A 15690-nucleotide genomic window follows, 5' to 3' on the forward strand; every position below is an offset into this window, starting at 1 on the left:
CCTCAATCCTGTCCGCCCTGCTGCCATTTGCGGCGTTGCAGTCCGAAGAAGCTGAACATGATGGCGGCGAGCAGGAAGGGCACCATGGCAACGGCAATCGCCGCACCTTCGCCCAGCTGTCCGCCGGGAATGCCGCGCTGGAAAGACAAGGTCGCCATCAGATGCGTGGCATTGACCGGGCCGCCCTTGGTCAGCACGTAGATGAGCTGGAAATCGGTGAAGGTGAACAGCACCGAAAAGGTCATGACCACGGCGATGATGGGCGTCAGCATAGGCAGTGTGACATAGCGAAAGCGTTGCCAGCCGCTGGCACCGTCGAGTGAGGCGGCTTCCTGTAGGGAGGCCGGAATGGTCTGCAGGCCGGCGAGCAGCGAGATCGCCACGAAGGGAATGCCGCGCCAGACATTGGCCAGGATTACCGAGATACGGGCATTGGTGGCATCGCCGAGGAAATTGATCGGGCTGGAGATCAGGCCCATCTGCATCAGCGACCATGAGATGATCGAGAACTGCGCATCGTAGATCCACCAGAAGGCCAGCGCCGACAGCACGGTCGGCACCACCCATGGCAAGAGGATGATTGCGCGGAAGAAGGATTTGAACGGCAGATGCTGGTTGAGCAGCAGCGCCAGCCAGAGGCCGAGCGCGAATTTCAGCACCGAGGCGACAAAGGTGTAGAGCACGGTGTTGAACACCGACAGCCAGAACACGTCGTCTTCCATCAGGAACTGGTAGTTTTCCAGCCCGATGAAAATGCCGTCACGGCCGATCTTGGTGTCGGTGAAGCCGAGCCAGACACCCAATCCAAGCGGGTAGGTGAGAAAACACAAAAGAAAAATCGCCGCCGGCAGCATGAACAGGGCGCCGAGCACATTGTTGTTCTGCAAGAGCGAATAAAACGGCCCTCGCGTTTCCTTAGTAATCACCGTCGCCATGACAAACCTCCTGATAGGGCCTCCAGATCAGCGATGGCGACACGCCGTAACCGGCGTGTCGCATGAAATCATTTGGTCATGTCAGACGCGGTAATAGCGGTTGGCCCGGCGTTCGGCCTCCTTCATGGCGTCTTCCGGCGAACGCTGGCCGGTGACGGCGGCGGCGAACATGTCGACCAGAACGTAATCGGCCATGGTGGCGGCCGATGCATAACCGAGCGGGCCGGCATACCCGTTCGGGCGCAGCGTTTCCGATGCGCGCGAGTAGGGCGCGTGAATCGGATCGGCGGTCCAGATCGGGTTTTTCGCGAAGGATTTGAGCGCCTGGCAGCAATAGGCGCTGGAGCCGGTCAGCCACGCATTCATCTGGTCGGCTTCCATCATGAACTTGATATAGGCCTTGGCAGCTTCCGGGTATTTCGTGTGCTTGAACAGCAGCAGCGAACTGGTCTGGTGCAATTCCACGCTCTTGCCGACCGGGCCGATCGGAAAATTCGTGGTGCGGATATCGGCGGCGATTTCCGCCAGTTTCGGATCGCCCTTGGCGGTGTAATAGACAGACACGCCATTGGCGATCAGCGACACCTGACCGGCGAGGAAGGCGCGGTTGTTATTGACGTCCTGCCAGCTTTCCGTGCCGGGAATGAAGGTGGCGTAAAGCTCCTTGGCATAATTGATCGCCGCCAGTGTTTCCGGGCTGTTGATCGTCACCTTGCCTTCGGCATCGACCATCTGTGCGCCGTGGCTCCACAAAAGCCAATGGGCATAGTTGTTGCCGTCGCCGACGGCCTTGCCATGCGGGAAGCCGGCGGGCGTGCCCTTGGCCTTCATCGCCTTGCACAGTTCGAGGAAACCGGCTGTATCCTTTGGGAACTCGTTGAAACCGGCGGCCTTGACGTGGCTGTCGCGGTAGACGACGGCATTGCCGATGGCGGCAAGCGGCATGGCGATGAACTGGTCGCCTCGGGCGGCGTAACCACGCATGCCGTCATACCAGCCGCCATATTTGCCGCCGAGATAGTTGGCGAGTTCGGTGAGATCCACCAGCTTGTCGGGATACTGGTGGGCGTCGTCGAACCAGCACATCACGAGGTCGGGACCGGACCCGACATTGGCGGCAACCGCTGCCTTGGGGCGAATATCCTCCCAGCTTTCCTTGTCGACCCGGACTTCTACGCCGGTCGCCTCGGTGAATTTTTTTGTGTTGGCAAGCCAGGCCTCTTCGTCACCCTTCACAAACGGCGTCCAGCGCAGAAGCCTCAGGCTTGCGCCGCTTTCCGGTTTGTAGGCCGGTTCGACCTGCGCGAAAGTCGGGCGGATGCCGAGGCCCGCGACGCCGGCGGTGGCAGCGGTTACTGCGAGAAAGTCACGTCTTCTGATCGTCATGATATTCCTCCTCCAAAATGCGGGAAAGGTTTCCCCGGCATTCACACCCCGCTTGGTGAATGGCGGTCCTTGCATTCTCGTCATTGTAAGTTCATGCGGAATGCGCCGACGGGGATGGTGAAACGGGAAGGCTCCTCCTCCTGCCCGTTGCCATCCTCGCGGTATCAGTCGGTCAATCGCCTGCCGGTTTCGACATCGAAAAGATGCACATGGGCAGCATCGATCGAGACGTTCAGCGTTTCGCCCGGACGCGCGTTGATCCGTTCGCGGAACACGCAATTGGCATCGCTGCCGCCAAGGCGGACGATGAGATGTGTTTCGTAACCGGTCGGTTCGATCACCACGATCTCGACCGGCATGCCGCCCGCATCGAGCGTGATGTATTCGGGGCGAAGACCGTAAACGAGGTCACAGCCAACCGCTTCCGCCGGGGCATTGGCAACGGGCAGAACGGTGCCGTCCGTGGCGATGAAACGGTTGCGGTCCTGCGGATCAAGCTTGCCCTTGATCATGTTCATCGAAGGCGAGCCGATAAAACCGGCGACGAACAGATTGGCCGGCCGATCGTAAAGCTCCAGCGGGCTGCCGATCTGCTCGACCACGCCGTCATGCATGACGACGATCTTGTCGGCCATGGTCATCGCCTCGATCTGGTCGTGCGTGACATAGACGGTGGTGGTTTTCAGCCGCTGATGCAGTTCCTTGATCTCGGCACGCATGGCAACGCGCAGCTTGGCGTCGAGGTTGGAGAGCGGCTCGTCGAACAGGAACACTTTTGGATCGCGCACGATGGCGCGGCCCATGGCGACACGCTGGCGCTGGCCACCGGAAAGCTGGCGCGGATACCGTTCGAGCAGCTTGTCGAGACCGAGAATGCCAGCGGCATATTTGACGCGTTTGTCGGCTTCTTCCTTCGGCGCCTTGTTGAGCATTAGCGAGAACGCCATGTTCTGCTCAACCGTCATATGCGGATAAAGCGCATAATTCTGGAACACCATGGCAATATCGCGTTCCTTCGGCGGCAGCGTATTGACCACCTTGCCGCCGATGCTGATCTCGCCGCCGGAAATGTTTTCCAGCCCCGCCAGCATGCGCAGCAGCGTCGATTTTCCGCAGCCGGAGGGGCCGACGAGGATGACGAACTCGCCATCGGCGATCTCGATGTCCACACCCTTGATGACCGGAAATGCGCCGAACGATTTTCGAACATCGGTGAATTGAACGTCTGCCATGGTCCCTCCCTGGGTATTTTTATGAAGTCCCGTCTTGTCTCTCTGCGTATGCGATTGTCATAGGTATGCTTAGCCGCGCCCGACAAAGGGCATCTTTGTCGCCATCACGGTCATCGTCAGCACATTGGCATCGAGCGGCAGGCTCGCCATATAGGCGACGGCATTGGCGATATGGCTGGCATCGATGGTCGGCTCGACGGCGATCTCGCCATTGGCCTGCGCCACACCTTTCGCCATTTTCCGCGTCATTTCCGTTGAGGCGTTGCCGATATCGATCTGGCCGCAGGCGATATCGAAATGCCGGCCGTCGAGCGCCGTGGATTTGGTCAGCCCGGTAATGGCGTGTTTGGTGGCGGTATAGGGCGCCGTGTTCGGGCGCGGCGCCGTGGCCGAGATCGAACCGTTGTTGATGATGCGGCCGCCTTGCGGCTGCTGTGCCTTCATCAGTCGAAAAGCCTGCTGGGTGCAGAGAAAAGCGCCGGTGAGGTTGGCGGCAACGATGGCGTTCCAATCCTCGAAGGACAGTTCCTCCATCGGCACGTTGGGCACATTGATGCCGGCATTGTTCACCAGCAGATCGAGCCGGCCATATTGTTCGGAGATCCTGTCGAACAGCGTGCGCACCGAAACGGGATCGCCGACATCGGCGGAAACAGCCAGAAACTCGGCTCCGGTTTCACTCGCCAGTTCCGAAGCGGCAGATTTCAACACGTCCTCACGGCGACCGGAAATCACCACCTTGTAACCGGCACTTCCGAGCGCATTGGCAATAGCCCGCCCGACACCGGTGCCGCCACCCGTGACCAATGCGATCTGTCCGCTGTTATCCGTCTGCGTCATGCAATTTTACCTTCCAACTCGTCCTCGATATGCGCCTGTATTATCTCTTCGAAATTCGTTTCCGCCTTGAAACCCAGCGCCAAAGCCCGTTGCGCATCGAACTGCGTTGCCCAGCCGGCCACGATCCGTTCGATCACCGGGTCCGGTTCACGGCGGATCAGCGCCACGGCCCTGTCGCCGGCAACGCGTCGCAGCGCCTCGATCTCGTCGGCAACGAGGGCAGAGAGGCCCGGCATGGTAAGGTTTCTGCGCGGTCCGATCTTTTGGGTGTCGATCGTTGCCGCATGTACGAAAAAGCCGACGGCAGAACGCGGGCTGGCAAACCAGTGGCGCACCTGATCGCTGACCGGCAAGATCGCCGGCTGGCCGACCAGCGGCTCACGCAGAATGTTGGAAAAGAAACCCGACGCTGCCTTGTTCGGCGCTCCCGGTCGCACGCAAATGGTCGGCAGGCGGATGCCGAGGCCGTCAAAAATGCCGCGGCGGGAATAATCGGCGAGCAGCAGTTCGGCGATGGCCTTCTGCGTGCCGTAGCTGGTGAGCGGCGTGGTGAAAAAATCGTCAGGGATGATATCGGGGAAAGGCGTGCCGAAAACGGCGATCGACGAGGCGAACAGGACGCGCGGAACGTAGCGGTCCTTCAGGCCTTCATGGCGGATGGTTTCGAACAGAGCGCGTGTGCCGTCGAGATTAACCGAATAACCCTTGTCGAAATCGGCTTCCGCCTCGCCCGAAACGATGGCGGCAAGATGAAAGATAAGGTCGGGCCGCGTTGCGATCAGTTTTGGCGCAACGGTCGCATCGGCCAGATCCGCCGTCTGCGCGGTGGTGATCGATTGCAGCGCTGCCGGTACAGTCGGCTGAAAGGCATCCACCAGTGTCAGCCGGGTGATCTCTCCACCCAGAATGTGCGGGCTCGATGCAATCCGGTCGGTGAGCTTGCGACCTACCATGCCTGCCGCGCCCAAAATCATCACATGCATTCCGGCTTCTCCTCCCAGTGTTGCCGTGGATGTTATTTCTTCGGCGGCTCGCTCCTCACTTCGAACCGCTAAACGTCACTCAGACATATAAAATGCTCTCCGCAGTCTTCATCCGTTGTGTCTCCCGGCATGTCTTCAGCCAGCCCAGCCCGGCTTCGGTGGATATCGCCGGCCGGTATTCGGCACCGATTGGGCGGTCATAGCCAATCGCATCGAGATGGCCGAGAATGTGGCCGTAATCCACTTCGCCATGATCCGGTTCACGGCGATCCGGCACGGCGGCGATCTGGATATGGCCGATCACCTCCATGGCAGCCTGCAATCTACGCGTCAGATCACCTTGCATGATCTGCACATGGTAGCAATCGAACATAAGTCTGACATTGGTGGCGCCGACGGCGGCGATGATGTCGAGCGCCTGGTCGGTCGTGTGCAGGAAATAGCCTGGCGCATCGCGGCTGTTCAGCGGCTCGATCAGGATTCCGATGCCTGCTTCTGCAGCCTTTTTTGCCGCATAACGCAGGTTGTCAATGAACGTGTTGCGAGCTTCCTCACCAGCAGCCTTGCCGGCCATGACATGCACATTGCGCGTAGCCGTTCTGGCAGCGTAGTCGATTGCCTTGTCGATCGCCTCGACGGCCTCTTGCCGACGATCTGGAAGCGCAGACAGCCCGTTGTCGCCGGCCTGCGGGTTGCCACGGCTGGTGTTGAGACCGAGCATGGCAAGGCCGGTCTCGTCGAGCGCGCGCCGCGTTTCTTCCGGTGGTGTATCGTAAGGCCAATGGCATTCCACCGCGTCGAAGCCGGCCGCACTGGCAGCACGGATGGCATCGGGCAGCGAAAGCTCCTGCCAGAGAAAACCGAGATTTGCGGAAAAGCGAGCCATATCAATCCCACTCCACATCATAGGTTTTCACGAGATCAGCGATTTGCGCATCGCTCAGAAGTTTCGGGTTGGCCCCGCGCGTGAGCATGGCGAGTTTGGCCGTCTCCTCCAGTTCCTCGATGGCATAAACGGCTGCTTCCAGTTCCTTTGCAGCCACAACAGGCCCGTGGGCCGCCAGCATCACGGCCGAGCGTTTGCCGGCAAGGCCGCGTATGGCGTCGCCCATGGCCGGATCGCCGGGCATGAAATAGGGCAACAGTTTCACCTTGCCGAGCTTCATCACCGAATAGGCAGTGAGCGGCGGCAGCATGTTGTCGGGATCGACCTCGGACAACAGCGACAACGCCACCGAATGGCAGGAATGCAGATGTACTACCGCGCCCGTCTTTTGCGGCCGCGTTTCGTAAAAGGCGGCGTGAAGCGGCATTTCCTTTGTGGGCTTGTCGCCATCCGTCAGCTTTCCATCGGCAGAGAATAACGAAAGACGCGATGGATCAAGCCGGCCGAAGGAACTGCCGGTCGGCGTCACCAGAAGGCGACCGTCGCTTAGTCGGGCGGAAATATTTCCGGATGCGCCTGCCGTCAGGCCGCGGTCGTAAAGAGACTTGGCCATCAGGCAGATATCGTCGCGCAGTCTTGCCTCTTCGCTCATGCCGCCTCCAATGTGGTGAAGGCATCATCGAAGAAAGTCTTTTCGCCGAAATTACCGGATTTCAGCGCCAGCGCGATCCGTTCTCCCTGAACCGTCGTATAGGTCCACGGCACACCCGGAGCAATTTCACGGCCGATCTGCAGTCGCGAGATGCCGAGCGCCTCGGTCACGGCGCCGGATGTTTCGCCACCGGCAATCACAAAACGCCGTATGCCGAGCGAAAATGCTTCGTCGGCGAGTTCCGCGAGTGCCTGTTCGACAACCAGCCCAGCTTTTTCCGAGCCCAAAACCTCCTGGGCGTGACGCACTTCGTCCGGTTCGGCGGTGGCGTAAATCAGCTTTGCCTGATCGACCGGCTGCCGCCGCAGCCAGTTGCGGGCGGCCTCGGTGCCTTCATTGGCAATCGCAACCGGATCCAGCCGCAGGCTGGCAGCTTTGGCACTGTAATGGGTGACCTGGCTGCGGGTCATGGCAGAACAGCTACCGGACAGCACCAGTTGTCCGGGACCAATCTCATCCTTCAGCAAGGTTTGCCGGTTTTGCTCAGGCGCCGCCATAAGGCCGTGTTTGACGTAGAGGTTTGGCAATTGCCCCGCGATTGCGCTGCCACCGGTCACGAGCGGCATGGTCATCACGGCCGCGGCAATGGTGGCGAGATCGTTGTCGCTAAGCGTATCGATTATGACGTGCGCAACGCCATCGACAGCAAGTTTCTCCAGCTCCCGCGTCACAGAACCGGCTCCTTGCAAAACCGTGTTGCGGTCGATCACACCGGTTTTGCCGCGCACTTGCGGTTGAAGAAGGCGAACAAGATCGGACTGGCGCATAGGCGTCAGCGGATGGTCCTTCATCGGACTTTCGGAAAGCAATTGCCGGCCGACGAACAGATGGCCCATATAGACGCTGCGACCGTTCTGCGGGAACGCCGGGCAGTAGATCGTCTGCTGCGCCCCAAGCTTTTCCATCAGCATCTCGGCGACCGGACCGATATTGCCTTTCTCCGTGCTGTCGAAGGTGGAGCAATATTTCCAGAAGATTTTCTTGGCACCTGCGTCCTGCAGCCAGGTCAGGGCATGGTTTGCCTGCTCGATTGCATTTTCGGCAACTAGATTGCGGATTTTAAGCGCAATCACTTCAAATGCGGCGGCATCTGTTGCAGGCTCGCCGGCATCCGGGACGCCGATGCGCAACGACACCGGAAAACCACTGCGCGCCAAAAGGGCGGCAAGGTCGGTGGCGCCAGTAAAATCGTCAGCGATGCAGCCGAGCACGATGGCCATCCGTCAGCCTTTCATGCCGGGCAGCGTGGTGCCGCTTCTAAAGGCGAGGATTTTTGCGACGGCGGCGTCGTCCTCCAAACCCAGCCCCTGATTCGAAGCATCGGCAAACAGGCTGAGTGCCAAGCTTGCAAGCGGCGTCACCGCCCCGCTTTTCTGCGCTTCCGAGGTGACGATACCGAGGTCCTTGACGAAAATGTTGACCGTCGATCGCGGCGTATAATCACCCGATACGATGTGCTCGCCGCGATTTTCGAACATCCATGAAGAACCGGCAGAGACGCGCAGAACGTCATAGACGGTTTGCAGATCCATGCCGGCACTGGCAGCCAGCGTCATCGCTTCGGCGGCAGCGGCAATATGAACACCGGCCAGCAGCTGATTGATCATCTTGATCTGCGAACCGGGACCAACTTCATCACCCAGGTGAAAAATCTTGGCCGACACGGCGTCGAGTGCGGATGCGGCAGCATCGAATGCCGCAGCCCTGCCGGAAGCCATGACTGTGATCTCGCCCGACAGCGCCTTCAGGTGGCCGCCCGATACGGGCGCATCGATCACCTGCATATTGGCGGCTTCGAGTTTGCCGGCGATGGATACGGCGTCACTGGGCGCCATGGTGGTGCAGAGCAGAAAAACGGTTCCGGCTTGAGCGGTTTCGAGAGCGCCATTCGAACCGAACAGGACGTCTTCCACCTGTAGGGCATTCACCACATAGACGAAGACGATTTGTGCCGTGGTGCAGGCTTCGGCGGGCGTCGCGAAACCATGCCCGCCTTCATCGGCAAATCGATCACGCACATCGGCACGGACGTCACATCCATGTACGGTGAAACCGGCTTTCAATAACGATAAGGCAGCACCCCAGCCCATCGATCCAAGACCGATGACCGCGACATTCTTGAAGTCCTGCACGGCGTTTCCTCCCCAGGTGCCACACAAGTTGCGATGCCGTGATAACGGTACCGGTATCGATAACATGGGCGATTTTTTTGGATATTGTCAATAGGAGGCAGTTTTCCTTCGATCGCAAACGTCCTATGACTGTGGTTGCGCCGGTATCGAATGCTCCGGGTGCGGGAGGGAATTGATCGTCGATGCGCAGGTCCACCCTGGAGGAAGTCGCTGCTTTGGCGGGCGTCAGCAAAATGACAGCTTCACGGGCGCTGCGCGGTTCTTCCGACGTGGCAGAAGAGACGCGCAGACGCGTCCAGCAGGCCGCGGAGCGGCTAAGTTATGTCGGCAACCGTCTGGCACTTTCTCTCTCTTCGCAACGCACAAATCTCGTGGCTGTTGTTGTGCCCAGCATGTCCAATACCGTGTTCCCCGAAGTGCTTTCCGGCATCACGACCGGGCTTGCCGGAACGGGAATGCAGGCGGTGTTCGGCATTTCCGATTATGACGAGGTCAAGGAACGCGAGATCATTCGCGACATGTTGTCCTGGCAGCCCTCGGCGATCATCGTCACAGGGCTCGACCAGCCGCACGATACGGTGCGCATGCTGAAAAGTGCCGGCATTCCGGTCATTCAGGTCATGGATCTCGACGGTACGCCGATCGATTTCAACGTCGGTCTCTCGCATGGCGATGCAGGTCGCGACATGGCCGTGGCGCTGCTGGCGGCGGGACGGAAAAAGATCGCCTATGTCGGCAGCGCGCTCGACAAGGATTTGCGGGCAGGAAAACGCAAGGCGGCATTCCAGCGTGTTTTGGCGGCGCAGAGCCTGTCCTTTGTGTCGGAGCAGCTGGATGATGGTTTTTCCTCGATTGCACTCGGAAAACGGCTGACGGCGCACATGTTGGCGGCGAAACCCGAGATAGACTGCATCTATTATTCCAACGACGATATGGCGGCCGGGGGCCTGTTTGCCTGCATGGAGGCAGGTATCATCGTCCCGTCGCAGATCGTGCTCGCCGGCTTTAATGGTCTGGATCTTACGGACAGCCTGCCGGCGCCAATCGCCACCAGCAAATCGCCGCGCAGGGCGATGGGCGAAGCGGCGGCAAGGTTGATCACCGATGCCATGAAAGATGGCGAAAAAAGCTCCGGCGAAGCAGGCCCGAAAACGATTGTCTTCAAACCACCGATCACCGGGCTGAAACAGGGCTGGACATGACAAGAGCGAGCGGATCGCAGCAATTCTAGGAGGCATGTGGGAGCGACATGAGCGAGAATGAATTCAAAAAAGCCATAGTCAACGGCAAACGGCAGATCGGCCTGTGGCTCAACACCGGTGAGGCCGTTGTTGCCGATATCGTCGGGCGCACCGGTTTCGATTGGCTGGTGATCGATGGTGAACATGGACCGAACGATCTGCGCAGCATCATGCGGCAATTGCAGGTGCTGGATGGCCTTCCCGTGGAGCCGGTGGTGCGCCCGCCAGTCGGGTCGAAATGGATGATCAAGCAATTGCTCGATATCGGCGCCCGAACGCTGCTGATCCCTATGGTCAACACGCCGGAAGAGGCTGCCGAGTGCGTGCGCTCCGTCCGCTATCCTCCGAATGGCGACCGCGGCATGGGGGCGATCGTTGCCCGCGCCTCGCGTTACGGCACGGTTCCCGATTACGCTGCAAACGCAAGCGACGAAATCTGCCTTCTGGTTCAGGTGGAGACCAAGCAAGCCCTGGAAAACCTCGATGCGATTGCCCGCACGGATGGCGTCGATGGCGTTTTCATCGGGCCGGCCGATCTTTCCGCCGATATCGGCCAGCCGCTGAGAAGCGACGAGGTTCTCTCCATGATCGATCAGGCGATCGAAACCATCGTTGCCGCCGGCAAACCGGCCGGTATCCTTACTTTCGACGAGGAGCTGAACCGCCGCTTTATCGACAAGGGCGCAAGTTTTGTCGCGGTCGGCGCCGACGTCACGGTCCTGCTGACGACCCTGGCTTCGCTTTCGAACCGATACAAGGACGTCGATGCCGGCCCGGCGAAGGTCGCCAGCTATTGATTGCGGAACGATGACGGTCGATGTCGCGGCCGGTGAAGGTGAATAATATGGACGATCTTCTCGACAAACTGCGTGATGCGGTGGGTCGGCGGCATGTGCTGACGGGCGATACCCAGACCCGCCGGTTCCGTCAGGGCTATCGTTATGGCGGCGGGGCGGCGTTGGCCGTCGTGCGGCCGGGTACGCTCGTGGAGATGTGGCGGGCGCTGCAGGCCTGCCACCGCGCCGGTGTCGTCATCATCATGCAGGCGGCCAATACGGGACTGACGGGTGGTTCGACGCCGGTGCCGGAAGGGTATGACCGGTCCGTCGTTGTGATCAATACGATGCGACTGAAACGGCTCGATCTTGTCAAGGGTGGTGAGCAGGTCGTGTCGCATCCGGGTGTGACGCTCGACCAATTGGAAAAGGCGCTGCGACCGATCGGCCGGGAGCCGCATTCGGTAATCGGCTCCAGTTGCATCGGGGCTTCCGTTACGGGAGGCGTTTGCAACAATTCCGGCGGCGCGCTCATCCGGCGAGGTCCGGCCTTTACGCAATTCGCGCTTTATGCGCGCATCGATGCGGATGGCGAACTACGGCTCGTCAACAATCTCGGCATGGCGCTGGGTGAGGCTCCCGAAGATATTCTGCGGCGGCTGGATAGCGGCAGCTTCAGCGAGACGGATCTCGTCGAGGCCTCGAACCCGCACGCGTCCGACCATGAATACTGCGATCATGTGCGCGATATTTCCGCCGACACACCGGCACGGTTCAATGCCGATCCGCGCCGTCTGTACGAGGCTTCCGGTTCAGCCGGAAAGCTCGCCGTCTTCGCGCTGCGGCTTGATACCTTTGCTGCGGACGAAGAAAGCCAAGTCTTTTACATCGGAAGTAACGATCCAGCCGAGCTTGAAACCATTCGGCGTGATATTCTCGGCGGTTTCACCAACCTGCCGATCGCCGGTGAATACATGCATCGTTCCGCTTACAAGGCCAGTGAACGGTACGGCAAGGACCTCTTTCTCTACATCCAGACATTTGGCACCGATAAGGTCCCGCTGGCGTTTTCATGCAAAAGCCGCTTCGACGGCATTACCGAAAAACTCGGGCTCGGCGGCACGGTCAGCGATTGCGTCCTGCAGTTCATTTTCGATCGCATGCCGAACCATCTGCCGCGCCGCATGAACGACTACCGCGACCGCTACGAGCATCATCTCCTCTTGAAAATGGGGGATGCCGGCATCGATGAGGCGCGTGTCTATCTCGCAAGGCGCTTTCCGTCTGTGAGCGGTGACTATTTCGAGTGTGACGAGAAGGAAGGCAAGGCGGCACTGCTCAACCGGTTTTCCGTCGGCGGGGCCATGGTGCGATACCGCGCCGTGCATCCCAAAACAGTCGAGGATATCGTCGCTCTCGACATTGCACTGCCACGGAACACGCTCGACTGGTTCGAACGCCTGCCGCCGGAAATCGCCCAGAAGATCGAGTTCACCATGTATTGCGGGCATTTTTTCTGCCATGTCCTGCATCAGGAATATCAGGTGAAGAAGGGGGAGGATTGCGAGGCGCTCAAGCACGATATTCTGGCACTGTTGACAGCGCGCGGTGCGCAATACCCGGCCGAGCACAATGTCGGCCATCTTTATGAAGCGGCCGAAAGCCTGCAGGCATTTTATCGCGAACTTGATCCGACCAATGCCTTCAATCCCGGCATCGGCAAGACCTCGCTCAATCTCCACTGGAAGGATGCCGGCCATCATGGCCGGCAGGAAAGAACCTGAGACCGGTTAGTCAGCCAAACATCTTCAACATTTCGTCTCCGCGAGCTGAGAGCCGCAGCCATGCAGATGTGTGATGAGATAGCACGCTTGCAAGCAGTACAGGCGCACGCGACGAAGACATTTTCGCCCGGAGCGCGGTGACTTTACATTGCCCCTTCAATTGCCAGCCCCTCTGCATATCAGTCAATCCGTTCCTCACTGACTGGATCAAAAAAGTGGACTTGCGCTGCGCTGATTGACAGGCGGATTTCCTGACCAGCGGCGAAATCGACACGATCATTGACCACGCAGGTGATTTCCGTACCGCCGATATCGGCCAGAACATGCGTGTCGGCGCCGGTCGGCTCCACCACTTTCACAGTGGCCTTTGCGCCGTTCTGTGTGCCGATGGCAAAGCCTTGTGGTCGAATACCAACGACCAGCTCACCGCCGGCATTGCGCGGAACAGATGGCAGTACCAATCTTTCTCCACCTGACAAGAGCAGTGAACCTCCCTCAATCGTCCCGCGCAGAAAATTCATCGACGGCGAGCCTAGGAAACCCGCGACGAACATGTTTTCCGGGTGGTCGTAGAGCTCCAGCGGCGTGCCGATCTGTTCGACGCGCCCTGCCCGCAGAACCACGATACGGTCGGCCATCGTCATCGCTTCCACCTGATCGTGGGTGACGTAAACGATGGTGGAGCCGAGCCTCTGGTGAAGCGCCTTGATCTCAGCGCGCATCTGTACACGCAGCTTGGCGTCGAGATTGGAAAGCGGTTCATCGAAGAGAAAAACATCTGGATCGCGAACGATGGCGCGCCCCATGGCAACGCGCTGCCGTTGACCACCGGACAACTGCGATGGTTTGCGCTGAAGCAGCGGATTAAGTCCGAGGATCTCGGAGGCATCCGCCACCTTTTTCTCGATTTCGGCTTTTTTCATGCCGGAGATTTCCAGCGAAAAACCCATGTTTTGAGCGACCGTCATTTGCGGATAGAGCGCGTAGTTCTGGAAAACCATCGCGATGTTGCGTTCCTTCGGCGAGAGCGCATTGACGACCCGACCGGCGATTTCGATCCGCCCTCCCGATATGTCCTCAAGCCCCGCAATCATGCGCAACAGGGTAGATTTTCCGCAACCCGATGGCCCCACAAGGATGAGGAACTCGCCATCCCTGATATCGATTGAAACACCTTTGACTACTTCGAGCGCACCGAAACTCTTGCGCAGACCGGAGACCTGAACCATCGCCATGATATTATCTCCTCAATGCTTTCTGCGCGGTCGTATGCGGACGGCAAGAAATGGCCTGCCTGGCAGTTTGAGCCCGAACGCCGCAGCAAACTGGTTGGTGATATGAGACCCACCGGTGATACGTTGTGGATGCACTTTTGGAAGCGCCGCCTTTTCCAGCGGCGAGACCGTCATGTTCCAGACGTCGATGAGATCGATCTCGTAATCACCGTCCTTCTCAGGCAGGCCAAGCGCCCATTCCACCGGCTGGTGCTCGGAGAAATAGATATAACGCACCTCGCCGTCCGCGACGGCGGACACCCGCTTGAATGTCGATCCGCGCTCCATCAGCGGGGTCAGTCCATTGGCGGCATCCTCTTCGAAGATCTTTCGCAGGAAAGCGATCCGGCTCACCGCCTCGCCGCGCAGGACCCCGCCCTTGGCCCACCAGAGTTCGTCGGCATCGTCCAGGAAGGTTTCGCCGTGGCCGATATAACCGCCGCGGCACAGGGTCAGCCAATATCGATTGACCAGTTCATGTCCGGAAATATTGCCCCATTCCTTGGCAATATTGCCTTCATATTCCGGCTCGTCGTTGATCACCGGCTTGCCGGAGGCTTCCCTCCAGGCAAGCGTCTTCTTGACGTCCCAATTCTGAATGCAGACGTGATCAACCCATGGCTTGCGGTGGTCGTAGTTCTTGTCAACATCGCCATTGTGGATGGATTTCGGATGGCGCAGCGGATCGCCCTCTTCGATGATGTGGAAGAAGCGATCCCATCGCTCCATCGGCTTCGTATCGAGAAGAAAATCGTACTCGTTCGCGAGTGACCACCAGACGTTCCGATAGGCTGCTATGCGGGCAACGATATAGCGGAGATAGCGGAAATCCTGCTCCTCCGTCATCGTGCAGTAGCCCCAGCGGTCGTAAGGATGGAAAAGGATGATATCGGCTTCGATCCCCATATCCATCAGCCGCCCGATCTGGGTTTCGAAATGCCGGAAGCATTCGAAGTTCGGCCGATCCATGTCGTGGCTGCCATCGGCGCGCTTTTCATAAACGTCGTAGAGCGGTTCGTTGGTATTGTAGATGTAGTCCTTGGGGAAAACGCCCATGCGGATCTTGTTGAACGGACTTTCGGCCAACGTCTTCAAGGTCTGCTCCTGAAGAGCCTCCGGCTGATGGGTCCAGGCGTAACATGTCGTGCCGAACGGCAGATATGGCTTGCCGTCCGCATGGGCGAAATGGAACTGGTTGCGAACCCTGACCGGACCATTGACATTCGCACGAGCGGGGCCGACAGACAAACGGCCTTTAAGGCCCGCCAGCGGCTTGGCACTGGAGGTGGTGGCGAACGACCATTCGCCTTCTGTGTCCGGGCAGAAACGGACCTTGTAGACACCTTCGCCGTCATAAAAGCCCGGAACGGTCACCTGCCGATTGTCGAGCGAGAACGTCGCAGCAAAGGATACCTCGAGATAAGGGTTTCCCTCTGTCGGCCCATTTGCCGAAAACTCGAAAACGTCCCAGCGGCTCGATTGTTCTGTCATTTTCGGCTCCTTGATATG

At 59.2% G+C, this 15690-nt stretch carries 14 protein-coding genes; 3 read left to right on the plus strand and 11 right to left on the minus strand.

Going from position 1 to position 15690, the window contains the following annotated elements; genetic code table 11:
* Nucleotides 1–2: 2 nt before the first annotated feature.
* The 9 genes from GAO09_RS12260 to ltnD all read right to left on the minus strand — a co-directional run bounded on the left by GAO09_RS12260 (nt 3) and on the right by ltnD (nt 9064).
* Nucleotides 3–935 carry a carbohydrate ABC transporter permease gene (locus GAO09_RS12260; protein WP_153354285.1) on the minus strand — a complete coding sequence of 311 codons (933 nt, stop codon included), beginning with the start codon at nt 933–935 and terminating at the stop codon, nt 3–5.
* An 81-nt stretch (nt 936–1016) separates the two neighbouring features.
* The gene (locus tag GAO09_RS12265; RefSeq protein WP_153354286.1) at nt 1017–2321 is read right to left on the minus strand and encodes an ABC transporter substrate-binding protein; all 1305 of its coding nucleotides are present in this window, start codon (nt 2319–2321) and stop codon (nt 1017–1019) included.
* A 164-nt stretch (nt 2322–2485) separates the two neighbouring features.
* Nucleotides 2486–3553 (minus strand): ABC transporter ATP-binding protein, encoded by a 1068-nt coding sequence (locus tag GAO09_RS12270; RefSeq protein ID WP_153354287.1) that lies wholly within the window; start codon nt 3551–3553, stop codon nt 2486–2488.
* A gap of 69 nt (nt 3554–3622) precedes the next feature.
* Nucleotides 3623–4393: an SDR family oxidoreductase gene (locus tag GAO09_RS12275; protein WP_153354288.1), complete on the minus strand. Its 771-nt coding sequence runs from the start codon at nt 4391–4393 to the stop codon at nt 3623–3625.
* On the minus strand, nt 4390–5376 hold the full coding sequence (gene denD / locus GAO09_RS12280; RefSeq protein WP_153354289.1) for a D-erythronate dehydrogenase: 987 nt from the start codon (nt 5374–5376) through the stop codon (nt 4390–4392). Before denD ends, GAO09_RS12275 begins: the two co-directional genes overlap by 4 nt.
* Nucleotides 5377–5455: 79 nt before the next feature.
* Nucleotides 5456–6262, minus strand: coding sequence for a hydroxypyruvate isomerase family protein (locus GAO09_RS12285; RefSeq protein ID WP_153354290.1), 807 nt, complete (start codon nt 6260–6262; stop codon nt 5456–5458).
* A gap of 1 nt (nt 6263) precedes the next feature.
* Nucleotides 6264–6914 carry a 3-oxo-tetronate 4-phosphate decarboxylase gene (gene otnC / locus GAO09_RS12290; protein WP_153354291.1) on the minus strand — a complete coding sequence of 217 codons (651 nt, stop codon included), beginning with the start codon at nt 6912–6914 and terminating at the stop codon, nt 6264–6266.
* On the minus strand, nt 6911–8194 hold the full coding sequence (otnK, locus tag GAO09_RS12295; protein ID WP_153354292.1) for a 3-oxo-tetronate kinase: 1284 nt from the start codon (nt 8192–8194) through the stop codon (nt 6911–6913). Before otnK ends, otnC begins: the two co-directional genes overlap by 4 nt.
* Nucleotides 8195–8197: 3 nt before the next feature.
* Nucleotides 8198–9064: an L-threonate dehydrogenase gene (gene ltnD, locus GAO09_RS12300; protein ID WP_235938098.1), complete on the minus strand. Its 867-nt coding sequence runs from the start codon at nt 9062–9064 to the stop codon at nt 8198–8200.
* A 224-nt stretch (nt 9065–9288) separates the two neighbouring features.
* Between ltnD and GAO09_RS12305 the strand changes: the two genes are divergently transcribed.
* Genes GAO09_RS12305 through dld form a run of 3 tightly spaced genes read left to right on the plus strand, consistent with a single transcriptional unit; the run spans nt 9289 to nt 12907 of the window.
* On the plus strand, nt 9289–10308 hold the full coding sequence (locus GAO09_RS12305; protein ID WP_153354294.1) for a LacI family DNA-binding transcriptional regulator: 1020 nt from the start codon (nt 9289–9291) through the stop codon (nt 10306–10308).
* A gap of 47 nt (nt 10309–10355) precedes the next feature.
* Nucleotides 10356–11144, plus strand: coding sequence for an HpcH/HpaI aldolase family protein (locus GAO09_RS12310; RefSeq protein WP_153354295.1), 789 nt, complete (start codon nt 10356–10358; stop codon nt 11142–11144).
* A gap of 47 nt (nt 11145–11191) precedes the next feature.
* Nucleotides 11192–12907, plus strand: coding sequence for a D-lactate dehydrogenase (gene dld / locus GAO09_RS12315; protein WP_153354296.1), 1716 nt, complete (start codon nt 11192–11194; stop codon nt 12905–12907).
* Between the two features lie 179 nt (nt 12908–13086).
* Here dld and GAO09_RS12320 read toward each other — a convergent pair whose 3' ends face one another.
* Complete coding sequence (locus GAO09_RS12320; RefSeq protein WP_153354297.1) at nt 13087–14142, minus strand: ABC transporter ATP-binding protein; 1056 nt, start codon at nt 14140–14142, stop codon at nt 13087–13089.
* A 12-nt stretch (nt 14143–14154) separates the two neighbouring features.
* Complete coding sequence (locus tag GAO09_RS12325; protein WP_153354298.1) at nt 14155–15672, minus strand: DUF5060 domain-containing protein; 1518 nt, start codon at nt 15670–15672, stop codon at nt 14155–14157.
* Nucleotides 15673–15690 lie beyond the last annotated feature (18 nt).

This window comes from Endobacterium cereale (assembly GCF_009617585.1).
GTDB classification, from domain to species: domain Bacteria; phylum Pseudomonadota; class Alphaproteobacteria; order Rhizobiales; family Rhizobiaceae; genus Neorhizobium; species Neorhizobium cereale.